This is a genomic window from Ruegeria faecimaris, from assembly GCF_900182615.1.
GTDB lineage: Bacteria > Pseudomonadota > Alphaproteobacteria > Rhodobacterales > Rhodobacteraceae > Ruegeria > Ruegeria faecimaris.
The window spans coordinates 211968-235050 of record NZ_FXTE01000003.1 but is presented as its reverse complement, the minus strand read 5'-3'; the positions used below and the strand labels follow the sequence as shown (position 1 = coordinate 235050).

The window sequence follows — 23083 nt, the reverse complement described above, 5'->3', positions numbered from 1 at the left end:
CCCAAACCAAAACCATTTGAAACATCAGGGATACTTTCAGCCCCTCAAGGTCAAGGGGATTTTCCCACAAACCGCGCCATTGGGGCAATCCGGAACCCTAATTCACTTGCGGATTGTTGTTGCCCGCCAGTCAGGGTAGGAAATTGCGATGGTGTGGGATTGGATCAAAACCAGGTGGAAAAAACCTCAGGCGGCACAGAATTCAGTTTCTGACATCGCGCCTGACCAGAGGTTTTATGCCGTTGGGGATATCCACGGGCGATTGGATCTGTTGCAGACCTTGCTGGCAAGGCTGGATGCAGATTGCCCCACAATCTTTGTCGGGGACTACATTGATCGTGGCAATTACAGCGCCCAGGTGCTGCACCAGTTACGGCACCTTAGCCGGGTCCGAGGCAATGATTTCATTTGCCTGCTGGGTAATCACGAGGAGATGCTGTTGCGGTTCACCGATGACCCAAAACGGGTCGGCAGGCTTTGGCTGCAAAACGGTGGCCTGCAAACGCTCGCCTCATTTGGAATTACCGGTGTGGATGAAGACACGGTTGGTGCGGATGCTGTCTTGGTGGCTGACAGATTGCGACGCGCAATGGGCGAAGATTTGCTGTCATGGCTGCACGACCGTCCCCTGACCTGGACCAGCGGCAATGTCACCGTGGTGCATGCAGGGCTGGACCCGGGCAAGCCATTGGATGAGCAGACACGCCAAGTCCGCCTGTGGGGCCATCCGAATTTCTCACGGCAGATGCGGGAAGATGGCCAGTGGGTTGTCCATGGTCATACAATCACGTCAGAGCCCCGCGCTGAGAATGGCGTTGTTTCGATCGACACCGGCGCCTTCTTCAGTGGCAGGCTGACCGCCACTGATATTCGCGCCGGCGAGGTCCGGTTCATCGCAACCGACGAGCAGCCGGAATAGCTGTCAACCGACGATCATCTGCTTCATGCGAAGGGCTTCATACTCCAGCTCTTTGAGGCGGAAATGCACGACATCACCGATCGTGATCACGCCACGAAGATGGCCATCGCTGAGGACGGGCATGTGGCGAAAGCGCCCCTCTGTCATGGTTTTCAGCACATCGTTCAACAGATCCTCGGGCGCGCAGGTTTGTACGCTCCGGGTCATCAGATCTTCGACAGATTGGGGCAGGGTCTGGCCCGGAGTATCGGCCATACGGCGCACAATATCACGCTCGGACAGGATACCCTGAAGCGTACCGTTCTGATCTGTCACCACCACAGCGCCAATCCGCTTTTCCTTGAGGATATTCACCACCGAATGAATTGTGTCTTTCGGGCGCACGGAAAAAACCGCGTCCCCTTTGCCAACAAGCAGCTTTTCGACTGTTGTCTGTGTATGAGAAAGGTTCGATTCAACCGACTGGCTATGCGAGGCAGCCGCGGCCTTGTCGCCGCGTGTCGGTGGCTGGTAAGAGCTTGGGGCCATGGGCAATCTCCTCTTGCTTTGCTTTTCACCTTACCGCAGCCATATGACCTGTATAGGGTACAAATGCCCTAACCGAGGAAAACTGCCAAAAACCAAGGAAATCCGGCCCGTTGTCCAACTTTTATCTGACCCCCCCTGTTGCCGCGCTGATTTTTTTTGCGGTTGTCGTTTGTGGCCATAATTTTCGCATGACCTGGAAACAGCAGGCTCCGGGATGGCAGAAGAAAGCATGGCTGTTCGGGGTGCCCGCCGGAATCGGTTTGTTGGCGCTAGGCTTACTGCCGCTGAAAGCCTGATGCAGGTTTGACTCTGATTGGGGCCGCTGTCATATGCCGGGCACGCTTTTCCTCAGGAGGGACCCATATGCGTTTCTTGCCAGTCCTGGCTGTCGCCACACTTATTTCCGGCTGCTTGTTCGACAAAGAGCCCGAGGTGGTACGCCTGTCAGGCGAAACGATGGGGACGTCATTCAACATCACGGCCATCGGTGTCGATGTTGATGAAGAAGCGCTGGCGGGTGCGGTCGAACAGACACTGGCCGAAGTTAACGCAAAGATGTCGAACTGGGACCCGAATTCCGAGGTTTCGACCTTCTCGGACTCGGGCAGCACTGAACCTGTAGCCATTTCGGATGAATTTGCGCTGGTGCTTGATGCCGCGAATGATGTGCACGAGAAATCCGGGGGTACATTCGACGTGACTCTCGGCCCGCTGATTGAGCTTTGGGGCTTTGGTCCGCGCAAACCGGAAGATCCGGTGCCCGCAGATGCTGACATCCAGGCGGCTTTGGGCAAGGTCGGACAGGCCAGATTGCTGCAACTGGATCGCGATGCCGGAACTTTGGCGAAGGCCGATGCCGGAGTCGGCATTAACCTGTCCGCCATTGCCAAGGGGTATGGCATCGACGCCGTGGCCGAAACGCTGCGCACGGCTGGGATTGAGGACTATATGGTCGAGATCGGCGGCGATCTGGTCACAAGAGGCGATAACGACAAGGGTGAGACTTGGCGGATCGGGATCGAAAAACCCCAGGCCGATGCGCAGAATCTGCAGTTGATCGTACAGCTTGATGATCTGGGCATGGCGACCTCGGGCGACTACAAGAATTTCTTTGAACAAGATGGTGTGCGGTATTCGCATATCATTGACCCAACTACTGGCCGCCCGATCACGCATCGGACCACTTCAGTCACGGTACTGGCCGAAAATGCTATGATGGCAGATGCTTGGGCGACAGCGATGTTGGCCTTGGGTCAGGAAAAGGGTTTGAAACTTGCCGAGACGCATAAACTTGCCGTGTATTTCATCTCGCGGGATGTGACAGGCGGTGAGGATGCCTATATCACGGTACACAGCACAGCGTTCAAAGAGGCGTTGGGCACCAACTGACGGGTTGAGCTGAGATGAACACTTTTATTCTGGCCTTCATTCTGCTGCTGATTATCATGGTTGGCATGTCGCTGGGTGTGATGTTGATGGGTAAGACCATCAAGGGCAGCTGCGGTGGCCTGAATGCGATCTCGGGGGCGGATAAATGTGTGGTCTGCCAAAAGGACGTGGACCCTAACAGCCCCTTGCGCGACAAGCTTCAGTGCAAACGCGCCCAAAAGATGCTTGAGCAGATGGAACGGCAGGCCTAATAACTTAGCGCTTCGTTTGGCGGTTGGAATTGGCTAAGCAGGTCCCTGAATAACGGGGGCGCAGATTTGGCCAAAGCAAGAAACATCCTGTTCATCATGTTCGACCAGCTTCGCTGGGACTATCTGAGCTGTTACGGACATCCGCATCTGCACACCCCCAACATTGACCGCTTGGCTGCGCGTGGTGTGCGGTTTGACAAGGCCTATATTCAGTCACCTATTTGCGGGTCCTCCCGTATGTCGACCTATACCGGGCGCTATGTGCATTCGCATGGGGCTTCTTGGAATGGAATCCCGCTGAAAGTGGGTGAGACGACCATGGGTGATCATCTGCGCAAGGCTGGGATGGACTGTTGGCTGGTGGGCAAGACCCATATGCGCGCGGATGCCGAAGGCATGGCGCGGTTGGGGCTGGAACCGGACAGTCTGATCGGTGCCCGCGTGGCCGAATGCGGGTTCGACGTGTTCGAGCGTGATGACGGAATGCTGCCCGAAGGGCCGGATGGGTATTATGACCCGGACGGGGCCAAGGAATACAACAAATACCTATCGGCCAAAGGATATGACAGCGACAACCCCTGGCATGACTTCGCCAATTCAGGTCTCGACGCTGAGGGCAATGTTCTGTCGGGCTGGTTTCTCAAGAACTCTTCCCAGCCGGCGAATATTGCCGAGGAAGACAGCGAAACGCCCTATCTGACCGGGCGCGGGATCGAATTCATGGAAGCCCATGACGGCCCCTGGTGTTGCCACCTGAGCTTTATCAAGCCGCATTGGCCCTATGTGGTGCCAGAGCCCTATGCCTCGATGTATGGCCCCGAACATGTCCTGCCCGTGGTCCGGTCTGAGGCGGAACGCCAGAATGCCCACCCAGTGCTGAGCGCGTTCATGGGCACCAAGGTGGGCGAGGCGTTTTCCCGACAAGAGGTGCGCGAGGCCGTGATCCCCGCTTATATGGGTCTGATCAAGCAGGCCGACGACCAAATGGGCCGGCTGTTCGCATGGCTGGAAAAGACGGGTCGGATGGAGGACACGATGATCGTGTTAACCTCGGACCACGGGGATTTTCTGGGCGATCACTGGATGGGTGAGAAGACCTTTTTCCAGGACGCATCGGTCAAGGTGCCGTTGATCATCTATGACCCATCCCCCGAGGCTGAGGCAACCCGTGGCACTGTCAGCGACGCGCTGGTCGAGTCCATCGACCTCGCCCCAACATTTTTGGACATAGCCGGAGGCGAAGCGTCGGGTCACATTCTGGAAGGTCACTCCTTGTTGCCGATCTTGCGTGGCCATCAGGTCGAGACACCTCGGGAAGTGGCAATCAGTGAGTATGACTATTCCGCCTCGCCCATGGCGGAAAAGCTGAATGCCTCGGTTCGGGATGCAGTGATGTTCATGGTGGCCAACAAGAAATGGAAGCTGATCCATTGCGAAGGCGGGCATCGGCCACTGCTGTTCGATCTTGAAAACGACCCGAATGAACTAACAGACCTTGGCAACAGTGCTGAACACGCGGATATCATCGCCAAGATGTATGACCATCTGTTCACTTGGGCGCGTCGCCCGTCGCAGCGCACAACACGTTCCGAACAGCAACTGATCGATATGCGCACCAATAGTCGGGGCAGAGGGGTGGTTATTGGAATCTATGACGAAAACGACGCACCACTGGATTTGACCGTGAAATACAGAGGCCGCAAAGCGCGCCCCTATCAGGACCATACCGGCAAGGAATAGCCTTTGTAACATGAATTCTGACTGATCAGGGCAAAAGGCGGTTCACCCTGCGCGGGGCAGGCGATACAAGACCAACCAAGAGCAGCAAACCCGGAGAGCCGAAATGACCGCCCCGAAACCCGTCGTCCTGTGTATTCTTGATGGCTGGGGCCTGTCCGAGGACACCGAGGCCAATGCGCCTTACCTTGCCGACACGCCAACATTTGATGCGATCATGGCCAAGGGCCCACACGCCAAGCTGATCACCCATGGTCCGGATGTTGGTCTGCCAAGTGGTCAGATGGGCAATTCCGAAGTCGGTCACACAAATATTGGGGCTGGCCGCGTTGTTGCGATGGATTTGGGCCAGATTGATCTGGCGATTGAGGACGGTTCTTTCTTTGCCAACTCCGCGCTGCAGAACTTTATCGGTAAGGTAAAGGCTGCAGGTGGCACCGCACATCTGTTGGGGGTGGTCTCGGACGGGGGAGTGCATGGCCACCTGAACCATATCATTGCTGCGGCAAAGGCGATAACGGATGCTGGTGTGCCCGTTGCCTTGCACGCGGTTACGGATGGCCGGGATGTGGCCCCGAAATCAGCGCTGACCTATATCACAGAGCTTGAGGAGCGCTTGCCCGACGGCGCCCGTGTTGCCTCGGTCTGCGGGCGCTATTTTGCAATGGATCGCGACAACCGATGGGAACGTGTCAGCGAAGCCTATGGTGCAATGATCAAAGGGCAGGGGCGCAGCGCTGTTTCGGCGCGCAATGCCGTGGATCAGGCCTATCAGCAGTCGGAAACGGACGAATTTATCGTCCCGACCGTCCTCGACGGCTATCACGGCATCAAAGACGGAGATGGGTTCTTCTGCCTCAACTTCCGCGCCGACCGGGCCCGCGAGATTCTGCGGGCGATTGGCGAACCCGGCTTTGATGATTTCGACACCGGCCCGCGCCCACAGCTTTCAGCCCTGCTGGGCATGGTCGAATATTCCGACGGGCACAGCGCTTATATGACCACTGTTTTCCCCAAACGTGACATCATCAATACACTGGGCGAATGGGTGGCAAAAAATGGGCTCAGCCAGTTCCGACTGGCCGAGACCGAGAAGTACCCGCATGTGACCTTCTTCCTCAATGGCGGCAAGGAAGTGCCTGAGGCGAACGAAGACCGCTTTATGCCTAAATCACCCAAAGTGGCGACCTACGACCTGCAACCCGAGATGTCATCGGCCGAAGTAACCGCAAAATTCGTCGAAGCCATCGGGGCGGGCTATGATCTGATCATAACCAACTATGCCAATCCGGATATGGTTGGGCATACCGGCGACCTGCAAGCGGCAATCCGCGCCTGTGAGGCTGTGGATCAAGGGCTGGCGCAAGTGGTCGCCGCGTTGGAAAAAGTGGGGGGCGCAATGATTGTAACGGCCGATCATGGAAATTGCGAGATGATGGTCGATCCCGAAACCGGCGGGCCGCATACAGCCCATACGCTGAACCCCGTGCCCGTGGCGTTAGTCGGGGGACCAGCAGGGGTATCCTTGCGGGATGGTCGCCTGTCCGATCTGGCGCCCACACTGCTGGAACTGATGGCGTTGGATCAGCCCCCTGAAATGACTGGAAAGAGCCTGCTTTCATGACGCTTCGTGCGCTGCTTCTGGCGATTTTCTTTGCATCCAGGGCGGTTGCCCAGACCGACCCCGCAACCGCTGCATTGAATGCAGCGCAGATGCTTGAGCAGGCATCAGTATCGTTGACCGAGGCCGAAAGCGCCCGCGACCGGGTCCGTGCCCTGACCGAAACCATACAGGCGTATGAGGCGGGCCTGTCGGCCATGCGGGATGGCCTACGACGGGCGGCAACACGCGAAGCCCAGTTAACAGCCGAGTTGCGCAGTCGGGAAAAGGACGTGGCACAGCTGTTGGGCGTATTACAAACGATCGAAACCACGGCGCCTCCGGTTCTGATGCTACACCCGTCAGGGCCGTTGGGCTCGGCCCGGGCCGGTATGATGCTGTCCGAGGTTACGCCGGGTCTGAACGCAAAAGCGCAGTCTCTTGCGCGTGATCTTCAGGAAGTGCGCACGCTGCGATTGTTGCAGCAAAGCGCCTCGGAAACCTTGGTCGAGGGCTTGACCGGCGTTCAGAATGCCCGCACCCAGCTCAGCACCGCCATCGCAGACCGAACGGATTTGCCGCGCCGCTTTGTCGAGGACCCGATCCGCACAGCGATCCTGATCTCATCGACTGAAACGCTTGACGGTTTTGCCAGCGGGCTTTCCCAGATCTCCGAAGGGCAAATCGCCGAAACGGATGCGGATATATCAAGTATCAAGGGTCAAATTACGCTGCCGACGCAGGGCGTCATCCTGCACCGGGCAAATGAAACCGATGCGGCCGGTGTCAAACGCCCTGGTATCGTATTGGGCACCCGACCGCGCGCAATAGTCACCTCGCCAACGGCGGCCACGATACGGTATCGCGGGCCACTACTGGAGTTGGGGAATCTGGTGATCCTCGAGCCGCAACCGGGGCTTCTATTTGTCTTTTCCGGGCTACAAGAGGTCTACGGAGAAGCCGGTCAGGTGATTCCCCGGGGGACGCCAGTCGGATTGATGCCTGCAGAATCGAAGGAAATCGGCGCAATTTTGTCAACAAGCGGTGATGGCACTGGAACTGACCGATCAGAAACGCTCTATATAGAGGTAAGACAGGATAACAGCCCCGTGGACCCGGAATCGTGGTTTCGGACCGACAAGGATGGATAAACGAGTATGAAGAAATTTGTGATGGCCGGTTTGGCTGGAACTATAGCAGGCCTGATTGTAACGACGCAGATCGCCGGTCCGTTGCTTGCCCAAGAAGCCGAAAACAAGGCCAGTGTCTATGAACAGCTGGATCTGTTTGGCGATATTTTCGAACGCATCCGCGCGCAATATGTCGAAGAGGTTGAGCCCGAAGACCTGATTGAGGCGGCCATTGACGGTATGCTGACCTCGCTGGATCCGCATTCCAGCTATCTGTCGCCGGATGATGCCGAACAAATGCGGGTCCAGACCCGTGGCGAGTTTGGCGGTCTGGGTATCGAAGTCACGCAGGAAGAGGGCTTTGTCAAAGTTGTCTCGCCGATCGATGATACGCCTGCGGATGAGGCCGGGATCGAAGCCGGAGATTTCATCACCCATGTCGATGGCGAAAGCATACTGGGCCTGACCCTGGACAAAGCGGTCGATCTGATGCGCGGGCCGGTGGGCTCGGAAATCGTGATCACCGTTGTCCGCGAGGGTGAACAGGAACCTTTTGACGTGCCTATCATCCGCGACACAATCAAACTGACGGCAGTACGCGCGCGCACCGAAGGGACAAGTGTGGTTCTGCGTGTGACCACCTTTAACGACCAAACCTATCCCAACTTGCAGGAAGGTCTGGCCGAGCAGATCGAAGAGGCCGGAGGGATCGACAAGGTGAATGGTGTCGTTCTGGACCTGCGCAACAATCCCGGTGGTCTGCTGACACAGGCAATCAAGGTTTCGGACGCATTCCTAAACGAGGGTGAGATCGTATCAACCCGTGGCCGCGATCCAAGCGATGGTGAGCGTTTCAACGCAACTGTGGGTGATCTGGCAGAAGGAAAGCCGATTGTGGTGCTGATCAATGGCGGGTCCGCCTCAGCATCCGAGATTGTAGCCGGCGCGCTGCAGGATCATCGCCGCGCAATCGTTGTTGGAACCAAAAGTTTCGGCAAAGGCTCGGTCCAGACTGTCATGCCACTGCGGAGCGATGGCGCGATGCGTTTGACCACGTCGCGCTACTACACGCCGTCGGGCCGGTCTATTCAGGCGCTTGGTGTCAGCCCCGACATCATCGTTGAACAGCCCCGCCCAGCCCCGGAGACCGAGGAAGAAGAGGCCAATGGGAACACCCGTTCCGAGGCCGATCTGCGTGGCAGTCTGAACAATGACAGCCTGAGCGAGGATGAAATCCGCCAGATCGAAGAAGATAGGGCCAAGGCCGAAGCCACCGCCGAATTGCGGGAAGAGGATTACCAGCTGGCCTATGCCATCGACATCCTCAAGGGGCTGTCAGCCTTCAACCCGGACGGGCCATCGCAATAAAGAAACCGGGCCGCCTGACAGGCGGCCCTTTTCCTGATGGGGCCGCTGCCGATCGAGGTAAGGTGGCTGATTAGAGCCCGATGCCACCTATGTTGTCTCCCAACCAACGTCCGCTCTGTGAAAAGCTAGTCAGAAAAACACATCTTGTTTCCATCCAGGTCTCGAACGTATGCAGAGAACTTTGGCCCGCGTTGGTTGGGGGCCCCCTCACAATCACCCCCGAGATCTGTGGCTAAAGCGTGCAGCCTTCTGACTTCTGCTTCGCCACCAACGCAAAATCCAACCATCGTTCCATTACCGTTGGTGGCCGGCAACGTGTCGAAGGGTTTGGCCACGGCGAAGGCAAAATCCTTTCCAAGCCAGTAAGTCATTCTTTCTGAAGGCGACATGCTTTGGAGACCCGATTGCGAAAACAGTGTGTCGTAGAAGGTTCTTGCAGCTGCCATGTCATTCGTTCCGACAACAAAGTAATTCATTTTCATCGATTTAGCTCCTGCAAGTGAGTGGCCTGCGTCAGGCATTGGTTTCAGTGACCCAAGCTATATCGACTAATGTGCCATTTTATGTCTTATTTGATTCATGGCACGGGCTAATACACACAACAGACTGAGGCGATTGGAATTGCTTGCGGTTCAACTCAAGCAAGATGCCCATTGTACGGTTAGAGACTTGGCGCAACAGCATGGTGTCAGTATGCGCACGATAGCCCGCGACCTTGTGCTTATGCGGGACCAAGGCATGCAGATAGACGCTGATCGCGGTCGTGGAGGAGGTGTGCGCCTCGACCGCAACTGGGGCGTTGGTCGCATGAACCTGACATACGCTGAGGCGGTCGATCTGCTAATCAGTATCGCTGTCGCAGAGCAGATGAAATCACCAATGTTGCTTGCGAACTTGGCATCGGTAAGGCGGCAGCTTGTGGCCTCGTTTTCACCCGAGAAACGCAACAAGGTGAACCAGCTCAAGTCCCGTATTCTCATAGGCGTCACGGCTTCGACTTATGTTCAAGCCAGCGCGAGCGCCCCGCCAAAAAGGATTGTGCAAGCGGTTCATCAGGCTTTCGTCGATCAGAAGGTCTTGGAGCTGCGATATCAAAGAGAAGACGGTGTTATTTCCAACCGGCAAATTGAGCCTCAGTATCTCTTGTTGAAGTATCCCATTTGGTACGTCGTTGCGATCGACCGTCTGAGAAACGAACCAAGGACATTTCGGTGCGACCGGATGCTTGGGGTCTCAATGGGCGAAACGCGCTTCAAGCTCCTGCCGAAAGAAAAATTTCAACCCTCATTGGTAATTGATGATTCTTCGATGTGATCGGGTCATGGCCAACAGTAAGCGTACAATGACACCTGAATTATAGGCACGCACTTCGTCCGCCCTTCTACCGCCTACTGAGACCGGCGAAAGACTCGTTTTAGCATATCAAGCTCTGCTCGCATCAGGTCCAGTTCGGCGCGCAGGTCATCGGCGGCGGCGTTTCCTGCAATGATCGAGAACCCGCCCAGTTTAAGCCCTGAAACGGAATCTGAGATTACAAAACTGTGGACCCCGTCAGACAGGGCCACATCAGGCACCTGTACACAAAGCTCCCACCCGGTGTCGGCTGGTGACAGGTGAACCTCATCGAGCGCGTCACCACGGTAGGACACGCTGATCTCGGGCTGCGTATCGGCCTGCAGGTGGCCCATCCAGGTGCCATTTTCCAGGCCCAGTGATGTGAGTATCAGATTAGTCATGGCTGGGTTCTCATAAATCGGCGCGATGGTGACGACAGACGGTCAGGTCCTGCAACACTATCCGGTTCATCCGAGGATTATCCAGAATGATATCCAGCCAGACTTTGTCCATGCGGCGTTCATTCAGTGGTAAATGTGCAAGATCAAAATCCACGCTGTTTGAAGGACCAGTGGGATCAAGTTTGCGCAGAACCTGTTCGGCGTTTGGGCCGTGTCGAATATTGAGCCGCGCGAACAATTCCTGTGGGCGTTCGGCCTCAATATGGCAATCGACTCGGATCAGATGCTGCCGCGTCAGCCCTTGCACAGCCTCTTGTGGAAGCTCGATAGAGAGAGAGAGAAATGATCCCTCGAACCCGAAAACCTCGACCGCCAAGCTGAACGGTGACAGATCATGCTTGCGCGTGTTCCTGATCTGGCGCGTGCTGATTTCCTGGCGCGGACAGTCGTGAAACAGCGTTGCCTCATCGTTGATACGTGCCTTACGCGGGGCCGAGGCGACACCGGGGCGGGGCTGAGGATAGCGCCACAGCTCAGGCCTCCAGCTCCAGTCGGTGCCCAACGGTTTCGGGAAATGGGTTGATCCCGCCACAGGCCGTGTAAGGCGGCTGTTGGCCTGAAGGATCAGCGCATCCAGCTCGGATCGCAAGCGACGTGCATCATCACGCTGCAGCCGCAATTCAGAAAGCACAGCCTCGGGCGCTGCCCGGGCGTCCCGCTGCCAGCGCGTCAGTGCTTTGCGGTGAATATAGCGATCCAGTAGCTTGCCCATGATCCCAATCTATTGCTCCACACATCTTTTGTCGGATATCCACCCGAGGATAAAGCCGATTTGCATCATAGCGTCGGTAAATTACCGAAAATGTGAACACGCTTTTGGCTAGGCAGCAAAGTTGTGACCTGTTACGGAGGGCGCCGTTCTTGCAATCGACCCGGTCAGTGCGTACCGTCTGACACCTGATTGCAGTGGACCATCCGTTACAACCCTATAGCAATATTTCCGAGGCAAAGACGGGGCATGGAACCCACTCTATTCGCATTCATCTGGAAGCATTCCAAGAAACAGCAACTGGTATTGTTGCTGCTGACATTGTTTTCTTTTCCCTTCCTCTATGCTTCACTGGAACTGCCCAAGCAGATCATTAACGATGCGATTGGTGCACCAGGCAGCTCGGTAACTTTCTTAGGAGTTACGGTGACGCAGGTGCAGTATTTGTTGATTCTGTGTCTGGCCTTTCTGGCGACGGTCATCGCCAGCGGTCTGATGAAAATGCGGATCAACACGATGAAAGGTGTGTTGGCCGAACGCATGTTGCGCCGACTGAGGTACACGCTGATCCACCGAACTCTGCGGTTCCCGAAATCCTATTTTGCCACCACCAGTCAGGGCGAGTTGGTGTCGATGATCACGTCCGAGGCTGAACCGATGGGCGGCCTGATGGGGGATGCGATCGCACAACCTGTATTCCAGTTTGGTCAGATGATGACCATTGTGACGTTTCTGTTCATGCAAAGCGTGTGGTTTGGTCTTGCAAGTATTGCGCTGATCCCGCTGCAGGCTTGGTTGATTCCAAAATTGCAGCGCCAGATCAACCTGTTGAACAAAGACCGAATCCAGGAAGTTAGGCGCTTGAGCTCAGAAATCGGCGAAAGCGCAGCCGGGATTAGTGATCTGCGCACCAACGGAGGCTGGCGGCACAGATTGGCCCAGTTCAGCCATCGTTTGGGAACTTTGTTCGAGATCCGATTCAAGATCTATAACAAAAAGTTCTTCATGAAGTTTCTCAACAATCTGATCACTCAGATGACCCCGTTCCTGTTTTATTCGGTGGGCGGATACCTGGCGATCACGGGCGAGGTAACAGTGGGCGCGCTGGTGGCGGCGCTGGGAGCGTATAAGGATCTTAGCGGACCTTGGAAGGATCTGCTGACCTATTACAATCAGGTTCAGGACATGTCGTTGCGGTGGGAAATAGTGACCGAACGCTTCGCACCCGACAACATGGTGCCCGAAGAGCTGTTCGAGGGCGAGCCTGATTCCATTCCGCATCTGACTGGCGAGATCAAGCTGCAGAATATTACCGTTCGGGATAACGATGGGAAAACTGTTCTCGAGGATATAGACCTCGTCATACCCAAAGGGGCCCGCGTGGCCATCAAATCCTCGAATGCGGCCGAAAGAGGGGCATTGGCTCAGCTGCTGACCCGCGAATTGCTGCCGGTTCAGGGCGACGTCACGATTGCCGGGCATGACATCCAATCCTTGCACCAATCCGTCATCGCGGCGCGGATCGGATATGCCTATTCTCGACCATATCTGTTTGATGGGTCGATTGGGGACAACTTGATGATGCCCCTGAAAACACGCCCTCAGCATGAAGCCGACGCCGCCAGGGCCCCTAGCCGCCGCCAGATCGAGGCCGCGCGAGCGGGGAACTCGGTGGATTCGCTGTCAGATGAATGGATTGATCCCGGTCTGGCCGGGCTCAACAACACTGACGACATCCAGGATTGGTGGTTCAAGCTGGTCGAGGCGATGGGAACGGATGAATTCATGTTCCGCCGCACCCTGCGCAGCCAGTTGAATCCGGATCAGCATCCCGAGTTTGTGCAAAATATCATCGACCTCCGTGGCCCCATCCATGACAAGTTGGTGGAAAAAGATTTGGACCGCTTTGTCTACCGGTTCGATCCGGACAGGTTCAACCCAACTGTGCCTTTGGGTGGCAACCTTCTTTATGCAGCACCGTCGCAGGAAATCTCGCCGGACATTTTGGCCGGCGATAATCGGTTCATGCAAATGCTGCGTACACATGAGCTTGATGACGACGCGCTGAGTATCTCAAGCGCTGTTCTAGAAACGCTGAACCATGCATTTGGGCGGGACGGAACCGACCATCCGCTGTTCCTGCGCCTGGGCTTGAGCAAGGATATGTTCCACCGGCTGCTGGCAATCGAAGACAAGCGCAAGGCAAAAGGAGTGGACGAGCTGTCGCAGCGCGAACACGCCTTTCTTCTGACCGTTCCGTTCCTGCTGACCGCCGAACAGATTGGCCCTGATTTCCCGGATGAATACAAACAGAAGATTCTGAAAATCCGCACTGAACAGGGCGAGAGGCTACGCGGAAGCCTGCAAGAGATATTTGTACCGGTCACACCGGACACATACATCGCGCGTATGACAGTTATGGAAAATGCGCTTTTCGGGCGGGTGTCTGTGACGGCGGGTGCTCATGCTGACGAGATAGAGGATGTGGTTGCCGAAGTGATCAATGCCGCAGGTCTGCGCAGACAGGCAGCGGCCATCGTCTATGATCTGTCCGCAGGGCTGGGTGGGAACAATCTGACAACCGTCTTTCAGGAACGAATTGCCTTCTCGCGCGCCGGGATTAAACGGCCGGATTTGCTAATCCTGGATAAAGCGTTGGCCAGCCATGACTCTGAGAGCCGTTTACGCACCCGGTTGAAACTGCGCGAACTGCTGCCCGATTCCATCATGATTTTCATGGAGGACAGTTTCGCCCATCCCGAGGCCTATGATCTGTTTGTTGAAATCAAGGATGGCCGCATTGACGGTGTCTCGAAAACGCAGCTCGAACAAGAATCCGGCACCACCGCTGACCTCAGCCGAAAGCTGAAGATTATCTCGTCAACTCCGCTTTTTGCCAATATCGACGGTCGCAACCAGAGATTGCTGGCATTTTCGGCGCAGTGGTATGATGCTGCCGCTGGTCAGGTCATTTTCTCTCGTGGGCAGGCGCCGGATGCGGCCTATCTGTGCATTTCGGGTCATGCAAAGCTGATGTGGCACGAAGAAGACGGTTCGACCCGGTCCATATCTGTCATTGAACCCGGGCGCCTGATCGGTGACCTGTCTGTTATCACCGGTGAGACCAGACAGTTGGATCTTGTGGCAGGCGAAAACTGTTCATTCCTGCGGATTGGTGCAGTGGAACTGCGCGCGGTGATCGAAAGCGATGCAAGCGTTGCGGTTCAGTTGCTTGAAACAGTTGCCGGATACCTGACAACCATTTCGGAAAAGATCAACGCCACCAAAGCATCGACCTTGTTCTTCGATGATGAGGACCAGACCGAAAGTTCCCACCAGAATGTCTGAAATCCGCGCGCCCTCTTACGCCCCGCATGAGCAACTGGTCGCCGACGCACGCGACAAACCACAGCTGTGGCGCCTGCTGGCCGGCCTGGCAACAATCGTAGTCGTTGCAACCGTCTTCAATCTGATCCTGTTTGCAGTCGTAACCGTGGCCGGACCGCAGGAATGGGCCAGCGGGTTGATGAACGGCTCGACCCCGATCTCGATGGTGATCCTGCTGTCAAGCTTTGGGTTTGTCACATTTGGTGTGTGGACCGCAGCGCGACAGTTTCAGAAACGGTCCCTGGGTTCTATTTTAGGGACTCGGGGCAAAGCGGCCAGACAGTTCTGGCTTGTGCTGCGCGCCCTGATGGTGCTTGGCGTGGTTATCGTAACCGTGCCGCACGTCATTATGGACGCGCCGCTTGTTCAAAACCTGTCCTTTTCGGTTTGGCTGGTATTCCTGCCTCTGTCGCTATTGGCTGTGTTTGTCCAAATCAGTGCGGAGGAGCTGCTTTTCCGCGGATATATGCAGCAAAGCCTGGCGGCGCGATTCCGTTCTCCGATCATCTGGATGGGGGTACCGTCGCTTCTATTCGCGGTGGGGCACTATTCGCCCGATGCGGCGGGCGGCAATGCAGAGTTGCTGGTGCTGTGGACTGGTCTGTTTGGACTTTTGGCTGCGGATTTGACCGCGCGGGCGGGAACCCTGGGCCCGGCCATAGCGCTGCATTTTTTCAACAATGTCATAGCGCTCTTGTTTGTCTCGCTACCTGACACCCTCAGCGGTCTTGCCTTATTTGTACTGCCCTTTGATATGACCGATACTCTGACATTGCGGCAATGGTTATATGTGGATTTTGCCGTGATGATTGTCAGCTGGTTTATCGCGCGCCTTGCGCTCAGGCGCTGATTGCAATTCTTTCCGTAGCGTCTTATGTGACGTCAACGCCGTACTAGCAAGGTTCCGACATGAACTGGATCACAAACTACGTCCGTCCCCGGATTAATTCGATCTTCTCACGCCGGGAAGTCCCGGAAAACCTTTGGCACAAGTGTGACGAATGCGGCACGATGCTGTTCCACCGCGAATTGGCGGAAAACCAGAATGTCTGCACCCAATGTGATCATCATATGGCGATCACTCCGCGCGACCGGTTCGGGCACCTGTTTGACGGTGGTATATTTACCGAGGTCGATGTTCCCGCTCCCAAAGATGATCCGCTGCAGTTCCGGGACCAGAAGAGATACCCCGACCGAATGAAAGCAGCGCAGAAGAAAACTGGCGAGCAAGAGGCGATGCTGGTCGCCAAAGGTGATATCGGACGTACGCCGATCGTGGCAGCGGCCCAGGATTTCTCGTTCATGGGCGGCTCGATGGGTATGTATGTCGGCAATGCCATCATTGCGGCGGCGCAAGAGGCAGTGAAGTTGAAACGCCCGCTGATCCTGTTCTCGGCAGCGGGTGGCGCGCGAATGCAGGAAGGCATCCTGAGCTTGATGCAGATGCCGCGAACCACCGTGGCGGTTGAGATGCTGAAAGAGGCAAAACTGCCCTATATCGTTGTACTCACCCATCCTACCACCGGAGGCGTGACCGCTTCTTATGCGATGCTGGGCGACGTCCATATCTCGGAACCCAATGCGCTAATCTGCTTTGCAGGCCCGCGCGTGATCGAACAGACCATTCGGGAAAAGCTGCCCGAAGGATTTCAGCGCGCAGAATACCTGCTGGACCACGGAATGCTGGACCGGGTAACGAAGCGTACCGAAATGCGTGACGAATTGATCACGATTACCCGCATGCTGATGAATCAGCCTCCTGCGGTCAAAGGTGATTTGCCCGCGCCCACCCCCGAAGCCCCAGAGAAAGACGCGGATCAGGAATGACTTCGCCATCGTCAGACGTCATCCTTGATCGGATGATGGCGCTGCATCCCAAGATCATTGACCTGACGCTGGATCGGGTGTGGCGTCTGCTTGCCGCACTGGAAAGCCCTCAGACCAAATTGCCTCCGGTCGTTCATATCGCAGGGACAAATGGCAAGGGGTCTACGCAGGCTATGATCCGCGCCGGTATGGAAGGGGCGGGGAAAACGGTTCACGCCTATACCTCTCCGCATCTTGCCCGGTTTCACGAGCGTATTCGGCTGGCAGGTGAGTTGATTTCGGAAGCCGAACTGACAAACGTCCTTGATGAGTGCTATGCCGCCAATGGTGGTGAGAACATCACCTATTTCGAGATTACGACCTGTGCGGCCCTGCTGGCCTTTGCCCGCAAACAGGCTGATTATACCTTGCTTGAGGTCGGCCTTGGCGGGCGCCTGGATGCAACAAACGTAGTGCACGAACCCGCCGTGACGGTTATCACGCCGGTTTCCATCGACCATGAACAGTTTCTAGGCGACACGTTGGGCAAGATCGCAGCCGAAAAAGCCGGGATCATCAAGCCGGGCGTCCCTTGTATCGTCGGCCCACAGCAGGACGAAGCGCTTGAGGTCATCGAATATACAGCGGCCCGTCTGGGCGCCCCATTGCTGGTACACGGTCAGCACTGGCATGTGACCGAGGAAAACGGACGTCTTGTGTATCAGGACGAAATCGGGCTGCGGGATCTGCCGCTGCCCAACCTGCTTGGCGCACATCAAATTCAGAATGCGGGTGCGGCAATAGCGGTATTGCGCCATCTCGAACTTGGTGATCAGGCCTATGAGGCCGCCGTTACCAAGGCCGAGTGGCCAGCACGGATGCAGCGTCTGAAATCCGGCCCGCTTGTTGAACAGGCCGCACAGGCCGAGCTGTGGCTGGATGGTGGACACAATGCCGCCGCGGGAATTGCGCTTGCTGAAGTGCTGAGAAAATTACCGCAATCTCCGACACATTTGATCTGCGGAATGCTCAACACCAAAGATGTCGCTGGCTATCTTGCACCGCTTGCCACGCAGGCTCAAAGCCTGACCGCAGTGTCGATACCGGGTGAGGCCGCGACGCTTAGCGCTGAAGATACGGCGCAGGCTGCTGACCAGGTTGGCATGAAAGCCGACACAGCAGAGAGTGTATCCGCGGCCCTGCAGAAAATCACAGACCAAGACCCTCAGGCCCGTATCCTGATTTGCGGATCACTCTATTTGGCGGGCAACATCCTACGCGAAAACGGATAAGTCTTCACCTGGCTGAAATACCTTGGGGGAGGCGCGCAAAACGTGACAGGGCAGCGCCCCTATGCCCCCCAATCCTCAGCCTGCATCTCGCGCAGTCGCGAGGCAGTGCGTTCGAACTCGAACGTCCCTTCACCCTCGACATACAACATCTCGGGCTCTGCTGCCGCCGAACAGATCAGGCGAACCCGCGCCTCATACAAGGCGTCAATCAACGTCACAAAGCGCTTGGCCTCATTGAAATTATTCCGGGAAAGGCGCGGGATGTCCTCCAGAACCAGAACTTTGACTGCCTCGGCAACGGCCAGATAATCTGCAGGGCCCAGCATCCGTCCGCACAGGTCATAAAAGCTTGCTCGGGCTATCCCGTTCCGAAAGGCCGGCAATTCGACAGCACGGCCATTTACCTGCAACACCAGCGGTTCCGCCGCACCGCCCGCGAGATCGTTCCAGACGGATCGGATATTCTGTCGAGCCTCGGGGCCGATCGGCGTGAAATAGACTGGCGCACCTTCAAGACGGTTCTGTCGGTAATCAGTGGGCGAGACCAGTTCCCATATCTGAAGCTGTTCCTTGATATGCGCGATGAATGGCAAAAAGAGCTGGCGGTTCAAGCCGTTCTTGTACAATTCATCCGGGTGCCGGTTGGATGTGGTGATGACCACGACCCCGCCAGCATGCAAAAGATCAAACAGCCGCCCGACGATCATCGCATCGGTGATATCGGTGATCTGCATCTCGTCAAATGCCAGCAGTTTTACGGATTTGACAACCGAGTCCGCGACCGGTGCAAGCGCATCCTCAACTCCGTCCTTACGAGCTTTATGCATTCCCGCGTGGATTTCCTGCATGAAAGCATGAAAATGGACGCGACGGGCAGGGATGTCGCCAAGCGCGTCGACAAACATATCCATCAACATCGACTTGCCACGACCAACTCCGCCCCAAAGATAAAGTCCCTGGGGCGGCGGGGGTGCCTTGCGAAAGAAACCACGCTTGACCGGGGTAGCCAAGGCCGCGCGAATGCGTTCGAAATGCGGAAGGACAGCCTCTTGCGCATCGTCCCGCGTCAAAGTGCCATCGGCGATGCGTGTCTCGTAAAGCGATATCAAATCTGACATATCCCGAGGGATACCTTCACCTCAGGGCGTTGAAAAGAAGGCATTTGGAAGATGCATCAATTTTGCTTATCCGCGGCGTCAAAACTCCTGAATTGACCACGGTACAAATTTGCGTACCGTCGCGGCTCTGCCATCCCGAGGATTCAATGCCCCAACACGCGCGCCTGCTAAACCCGATCTTGATCGTCGGCTGTATAATTATCGCCGTCAGTTTTGCCGTGCGGGCATCCTTTGGCGTATTCCAGATCCCTATTGCGACTGAATTCGGCTGGCTGCGCTCCGATTTTTCGATGGCGATTGCGATCCAGAACCTCGCTTGGGGAATTGGACAACCCATTTTTGCCGCCATCGCCGAGAAGGTGGGGGATCGCCGTGCGATTGTGCTCGGGGCATTGACCTATGCAGCGGGCATGGTGTTGTCGGCTTGGTCCGTTACCCCGTTCGAGCATCAGATGTACGCCTGGCTTGTGGGCTTTGGGATTGCCGGCACGGGGTTTGGTGTCGTGCTTGCCGTAGTTGGACGGGCGTCCTCTGATCATAACCGCTCTATGTCTCTGGCCGTCGTGACAGCGGCAGGAAGCTTTGGCCAGGTTTTGGGTGCTCCAACGGCGGAATGGCTTTTGTCTTTTATGCCCTGGCAACAGGTTTTCATCGTGTTTGCCGTTGCCATCCTGGCACTGGTCTTGACTCTGCCCTTCATGCGCGCGCCCCAAGCCGCAACCAAAGCCGAAATCGAAGAGAACATGGGCCAGATTCTGGGTAAGGCCTTCCGGGACCCGTCTTATACCCTGATTTTCCTGGGATTTTTCAGCTGTGGTTATCAGCTTGGCTTTATCACAGCGCATTTTCCCGCTTTCGTTACCGAAATGTGCGGCCCGATTCAGCCGGGTGGAATACTGCATTCCATTGGTATAACGACAACTTCCGCATTAGGGGCTGTGTCGATTTCATTGATCGGGTTGGCCAATATCGGAGGGACATTGCTGGCGGGGTGGGCCGGAATGCACTTTCCCAAGAAATACCTTCTGGCCTCTATTTATGCCGCCCGCACGCTTACAGCGGCGGCTTTCATAATCCTGCCAATCACGCCAATCACGGTCGTTGTATTCTCATTGGTCATGGGTTCGCTCTGGCTGGCAACGGTTCCACTGACCTCGGGGCTTGTCGCACATTTGTACGGGTTGCGCTACATGGGTACGCTTTACGGCATCATCTTCTTCAGCCATCAGGTCGGCAGTTTTCTTGGCGTCTGGCTAGGCGGCCGCATGTATGACCAGTACGGAGATTACACCTTTGTCTGGTGGGTCGGCGTGGCCATCGGCGCCTTCAGCGCCATCGTTCACCTTCCCATCCGCGAGAACCGGCCGCTCTCCGTCGCAGCCTGATCTAGCGGGCCTCTTCGCGGGTCAAAAGCCCCTCTGCCACCAACCGGTCTGCCCATCCTTGCGGGCCCTCAAAATGATGCGTTTGCCAGCCTCGCGCCTGCGCCGTTTCGATATTGTCGATCCGGTCGTCGGTGAACAACAACGCCTCAGGCGCCAGACCACAATCGACCTCTACCTTCTTGTAAATCGGGACATGCGGTTTCACGGTCTGCATGCGACCTGAAACATACAGCCGGTCAAACTCGTTGAGGAATGGATAGACCGTGGTTGCATACTCAAAATTCTGCACCCCGAAATTTGTGAGCGCAAAGACCGAGATGCCTTTGGCGCGCAGCGCACGTTGCAACCGTACCGAGTGGGGAATTTCGGGCGTGGCCAATTCGATCCACTTGTCGTGCCACATCCGAATTTCATCCCGCCATTGGGGATATTTATCAGCCCAGCCATAGATGGTGTCAGTGAAATGTTGCCCCTGATCAACAAGATCATTCATTCCATGCAGGTCAACCTCGGCAAACATGGCCCGGCGACGGTCTTCACCAATAACCGCGTCGTAGTACCGTTCTGGCTGCCATTCTATCAGGACATTCCCGATGTCGAAAACCACCGCTTCTATTGGCATGAATAATCCTTCTTAGAATCTCTGCTGGGGCTGACTGAATCAATCCTTGCTGCGCTTTTCAAGACAGGAACTGCAGCGCGCAGCGCTGCCCGGCCCAACCGGAGGAGAAGCATCTCCTATGCGTCTGTGACGGGCGGGAAGGTCATGCCCTTAGTGCCGCCCGCAATTCCCGTTCCAACGCATCCAAAAACCGGGACCTATCGGCCTTGCCAAAAGGCTTGCCACCGCCCCCGGCGCCCAGAGGGTTTGCTGAACGCAGGTCTGCCATCAGGTCGCGCATCGCCAGTTGCTGACCAATATTGGCGGCGGTAAAGGCCTCGCCGTTGTGACGTAATACACGCGCACCTGCTTCAACACATTTCGCGGCTAAAGGAATGTCAGAGGTCACAACCACGTCCCCTATACCACAACGGTCTGCGATCCATTTATCGGCCTCATCCGCACCTGCAGACACGATCACAACCTGTACCAGAGGATTGGCCGAAGGCCTCAAGCCCCCGTTCGATACCAGAGCCATCGGAATCTTATGTCGGGTCGCTACACGCTCGGCCTCGGCCTTCACTGGACAGGCATCTGCGTCTATGTACAGGGTTGTCACGCTTTCTTTGCCTGTTTCTCGGCAGGCTTCTTCTTGACCTTGAACTCCTCAGGGATGGGCATTCGGTTAAACGCATCCAGACCAGCAATCTTATAGGCCTCGGCCAAGGTCGGGTAGTTGAATGTGTTTTGAACGAAATAATCCACTGTGCCTTTCAGGTTCAATACAGCCTGTGCGATATGGATCAGCTCAGTCGCGCCTTCGCCTACGATTTGCACACCAAGAACCCGGCGGGTTTTCAGCGAAAACAGCATCTTCAACATGCCATGTTCCAACCCCATGATATGCCCGCGAGAAGTTTCGCGGAATCGCGCGACGCCGACCTCGTAAGGGATATCGCGCTCCTGTAGCTCCTCTTCGGACATGCCGCAGGTGGATATCTCGGGCACCGAATAGATGCCGTAAGGGTACCAGGGGCTTTCCGGCAGGGTTGGGGTCTCCAACGCGTGACATGCCGCCACGCGCCCCTGCTGCAGCGAGGTTGATGCCAACGAGGGATGTCCGATTACATCTCCGGTCGCATAGATATGCGGTACCGCTGTCTGATAGGTCTTGCGATCGACCTCAATCCGGTTGCGGTGATCGGTTGTCAGCCCGACAGCATCCAGATTCAAGGCCGAGGTCGCGCCCATCCGCCCGGCAGCAAACAACAACATCTCGGCCCGGACATGCCGTCCATTCTCGAGCGTCACTTCTACGTGGCTACCTCCATCTTCGATCTTTTCAACGGCAGAGCCCAGCCGCAAATCCACACCGTTTTCGCGGATTTGGTGGGTAAAGTCGTGGATCAGCCGGCTGTCGATGAAATCCAGAAACGTCTCACGGGGTTCAATCAGGGTGACACGTACATCAAGCGCGGAAAACATCGTGGCATATTCCACACCGATTACACCGGCCCCGATCACGCATAGCGAGCGCGGTATCTCGGCCATCTCCAGAAAATCATCGCCATCGACGATGGTCTTCCCGTTGAAGGGCACATAATCGGGACGATAGGTCTTGGTTCCGGTGGCGATCAGGAACTTTGCGGCGGACAGACGTGTGGTTTCGCCTGCGTCGGTTGCAACCTCAATCTCGTGGGGACCGACAAATCTTGCCAGACCATTTAAGGTTTCCACGTGGTTCCGGTTGAACTGATGTTCCAGCACATCGACCTCATGGTCCAGCGTCATGTGCAGCCGAGCCTTGAGGTCTTCGGCCCGGATCTGATCCTTTACCCGGTACGAGCGCCCGTAAAAGCTGCGCTCGCGCCAGCCAGACAGGTTCAGCACTGTCTCGCGGAGGGTTTTTGACGGGATGGTCCCGGTATGGACCGAGACCCCACCCAACCGATCCTTGCGGTCGATAACCAGCACCCGGCGTTTCAACTTGCCTGCCTGAATCGCCGCCGAACGACCGGAAGGGCCGGACCCGACAATGATCAGGTCATAGTCGTATTTGCTCATGCC

General features: G+C 56.3%; 21 protein-coding genes. 13 read left to right on the top strand and 8 right to left on the bottom strand.

Features of this window, described 5'->3' with window-relative positions:
- Positions 1–148: 148 nt before the first annotated feature.
- Positions 149–919: a metallophosphoesterase family protein gene (locus tag FN806_RS09305; RefSeq protein ID WP_142636373.1), complete on the top strand. Its 771-nt coding sequence runs from the start codon at positions 149–151 to the stop codon at positions 917–919.
- A 3-nt stretch (positions 920–922) separates the two neighbouring features.
- Here the strand turns inward: FN806_RS09305 and FN806_RS09300 are convergent, their stop codons facing one another.
- The gene (locus FN806_RS09300; RefSeq protein ID WP_142636370.1) at positions 923–1447 is read right to left on the bottom strand and encodes a CBS domain-containing protein; all 525 of its coding nucleotides are present in this window, start codon (positions 1445–1447) and stop codon (positions 923–925) included.
- Positions 1448–1810: 363 nt separating this feature from the next.
- Between FN806_RS09300 and FN806_RS09290 the strand changes: the two genes are divergently transcribed.
- The 6 genes from FN806_RS09290 (at position 1811) to FN806_RS09265 (ending at position 8922) form a co-directional block, all read left to right on the top strand.
- Positions 1811–2836, top strand: coding sequence for an FAD:protein FMN transferase (locus FN806_RS09290; RefSeq protein ID WP_142636366.1), 1026 nt, complete (start codon positions 1811–1813; stop codon positions 2834–2836).
- Between the two features lie 14 nt (positions 2837–2850).
- Positions 2851–3087: a (Na+)-NQR maturation NqrM gene (gene nqrM, locus FN806_RS09285; protein ID WP_142636364.1), complete on the top strand. Its 237-nt coding sequence runs from the start codon at positions 2851–2853 to the stop codon at positions 3085–3087.
- Between the two features lie 66 nt (positions 3088–3153).
- Positions 3154–4827, top strand: a complete 1674-nt coding sequence (locus FN806_RS09280; RefSeq protein WP_142636363.1) for a sulfatase-like hydrolase/transferase — start codon at positions 3154–3156, stop codon at positions 4825–4827.
- A 103-nt stretch (positions 4828–4930) separates the two neighbouring features.
- Positions 4931–6448 (top strand): 2,3-bisphosphoglycerate-independent phosphoglycerate mutase, encoded by a 1518-nt coding sequence (gpmI, locus tag FN806_RS09275; protein WP_142636362.1) that lies wholly within the window; start codon positions 4931–4933, stop codon positions 6446–6448.
- Positions 6445–7575, top strand: coding sequence for a murein hydrolase activator EnvC family protein (locus FN806_RS09270; RefSeq protein ID WP_142636361.1), 1131 nt, complete (start codon positions 6445–6447; stop codon positions 7573–7575). Before gpmI ends, FN806_RS09270 begins: the two co-directional genes overlap by 4 nt.
- Positions 7576–7581: 6 nt before the next feature.
- Complete coding sequence (locus FN806_RS09265) at positions 7582–8922, top strand: S41 family peptidase (RefSeq protein WP_142636359.1); 1341 nt, start codon at positions 7582–7584, stop codon at positions 8920–8922.
- A gap of 125 nt (positions 8923–9047) precedes the next feature.
- On the opposite strand, the gene FN806_RS09260 is transcribed toward FN806_RS09265, so the two are convergent.
- Positions 9048–9404, bottom strand: a complete 357-nt coding sequence (locus FN806_RS09260; protein WP_142636355.1) for a VOC family protein — start codon at positions 9402–9404, stop codon at positions 9048–9050.
- A gap of 97 nt (positions 9405–9501) precedes the next feature.
- On the opposite strand from FN806_RS09260, the gene FN806_RS09255 reads away from it, so the two are divergent.
- Positions 9502–10236, top strand: a complete 735-nt coding sequence (locus tag FN806_RS09255) for a helix-turn-helix transcriptional regulator (protein WP_185956668.1) — start codon at positions 9502–9504, stop codon at positions 10234–10236.
- Positions 10237–10310: 74 nt separating this feature from the next.
- On the opposite strand, the gene FN806_RS09250 is transcribed toward FN806_RS09255, so the two are convergent.
- Both FN806_RS09250 and FN806_RS09245 read right to left on the bottom strand, forming a co-directional pair.
- The gene (locus FN806_RS09250; RefSeq protein ID WP_142636351.1) at positions 10311–10658 is read right to left on the bottom strand and encodes a hypothetical protein; all 348 of its coding nucleotides are present in this window, start codon (positions 10656–10658) and stop codon (positions 10311–10313) included.
- A 10-nt stretch (positions 10659–10668) separates the two neighbouring features.
- Positions 10669–11430, bottom strand: a complete 762-nt coding sequence (locus FN806_RS09245) for a DUF6478 family protein (protein ID WP_142636349.1) — start codon at positions 11428–11430, stop codon at positions 10669–10671.
- Positions 11431–11676: 246 nt separating this feature from the next.
- Here FN806_RS09245 and FN806_RS09240 point away from each other — a divergent pair, with 246 nt between their 5' ends.
- From FN806_RS09240 to FN806_RS09225, 4 genes are read left to right on the top strand one after another with little or no spacing between them, the layout of a single operon-like run.
- Positions 11677–14775 (top strand): ABC transporter transmembrane domain-containing protein, encoded by a 3099-nt coding sequence (locus tag FN806_RS09240; RefSeq protein WP_142636344.1) that lies wholly within the window; start codon positions 11677–11679, stop codon positions 14773–14775.
- Positions 14768–15664, top strand: a complete 897-nt coding sequence (locus FN806_RS09235) for a CPBP family intramembrane glutamic endopeptidase (protein ID WP_142636342.1) — start codon at positions 14768–14770, stop codon at positions 15662–15664. The genes FN806_RS09240 and FN806_RS09235 overlap by 8 nt, the downstream gene beginning before the upstream one ends.
- Before the next feature lie 59 nt (positions 15665–15723).
- On the top strand, positions 15724–16641 hold the full coding sequence (accD, locus tag FN806_RS09230) for an acetyl-CoA carboxylase, carboxyltransferase subunit beta (RefSeq protein ID WP_142636339.1): 918 nt from the start codon (positions 15724–15726) through the stop codon (positions 16639–16641).
- Positions 16638–17912: a bifunctional folylpolyglutamate synthase/dihydrofolate synthase gene (locus tag FN806_RS09225; protein WP_142636338.1), complete on the top strand. Its 1275-nt coding sequence runs from the start codon at positions 16638–16640 to the stop codon at positions 17910–17912. Before accD ends, FN806_RS09225 begins: the two co-directional genes overlap by 4 nt.
- 59 nt (positions 17913–17971) lie before the next feature.
- Here the strand turns inward: FN806_RS09225 and zapE are convergent, their stop codons facing one another.
- Entirely contained in the window at positions 17972–19030 is a 1059-nt protein-coding gene (gene zapE / locus FN806_RS09220) for a cell division protein ZapE (RefSeq protein WP_142636336.1), read from the bottom strand.
- 146 nt (positions 19031–19176) lie between these two features.
- Between zapE and FN806_RS09215 the strand changes: the two genes are divergently transcribed.
- Positions 19177–20415 carry an MFS transporter gene (locus FN806_RS09215; protein WP_142636333.1) on the top strand — a complete coding sequence of 413 codons (1239 nt, stop codon included), beginning with the start codon at positions 19177–19179 and terminating at the stop codon, positions 20413–20415.
- 1 nt (position 20416) lies between these two features.
- Here the strand turns inward: FN806_RS09215 and FN806_RS09210 are convergent, their stop codons facing one another.
- From FN806_RS09210 to sthA, 3 genes are all read right to left on the bottom strand, one after another.
- Complete coding sequence (locus tag FN806_RS09210; protein ID WP_142636331.1) at positions 20417–21037, bottom strand: HAD family hydrolase; 621 nt, start codon at positions 21035–21037, stop codon at positions 20417–20419.
- A 142-nt stretch (positions 21038–21179) separates the two neighbouring features.
- On the bottom strand, positions 21180–21635 hold the full coding sequence (locus FN806_RS09205) for a YaiI/YqxD family protein (RefSeq protein WP_142636329.1): 456 nt from the start codon (positions 21633–21635) through the stop codon (positions 21180–21182).
- Positions 21632–23080, bottom strand: coding sequence for a Si-specific NAD(P)(+) transhydrogenase (sthA, locus tag FN806_RS09200; protein ID WP_142636327.1), 1449 nt, complete (start codon positions 23078–23080; stop codon positions 21632–21634). The genes FN806_RS09205 and sthA overlap by 4 nt, the downstream gene beginning before the upstream one ends.
- Positions 23081–23083 lie beyond the last annotated feature (3 nt).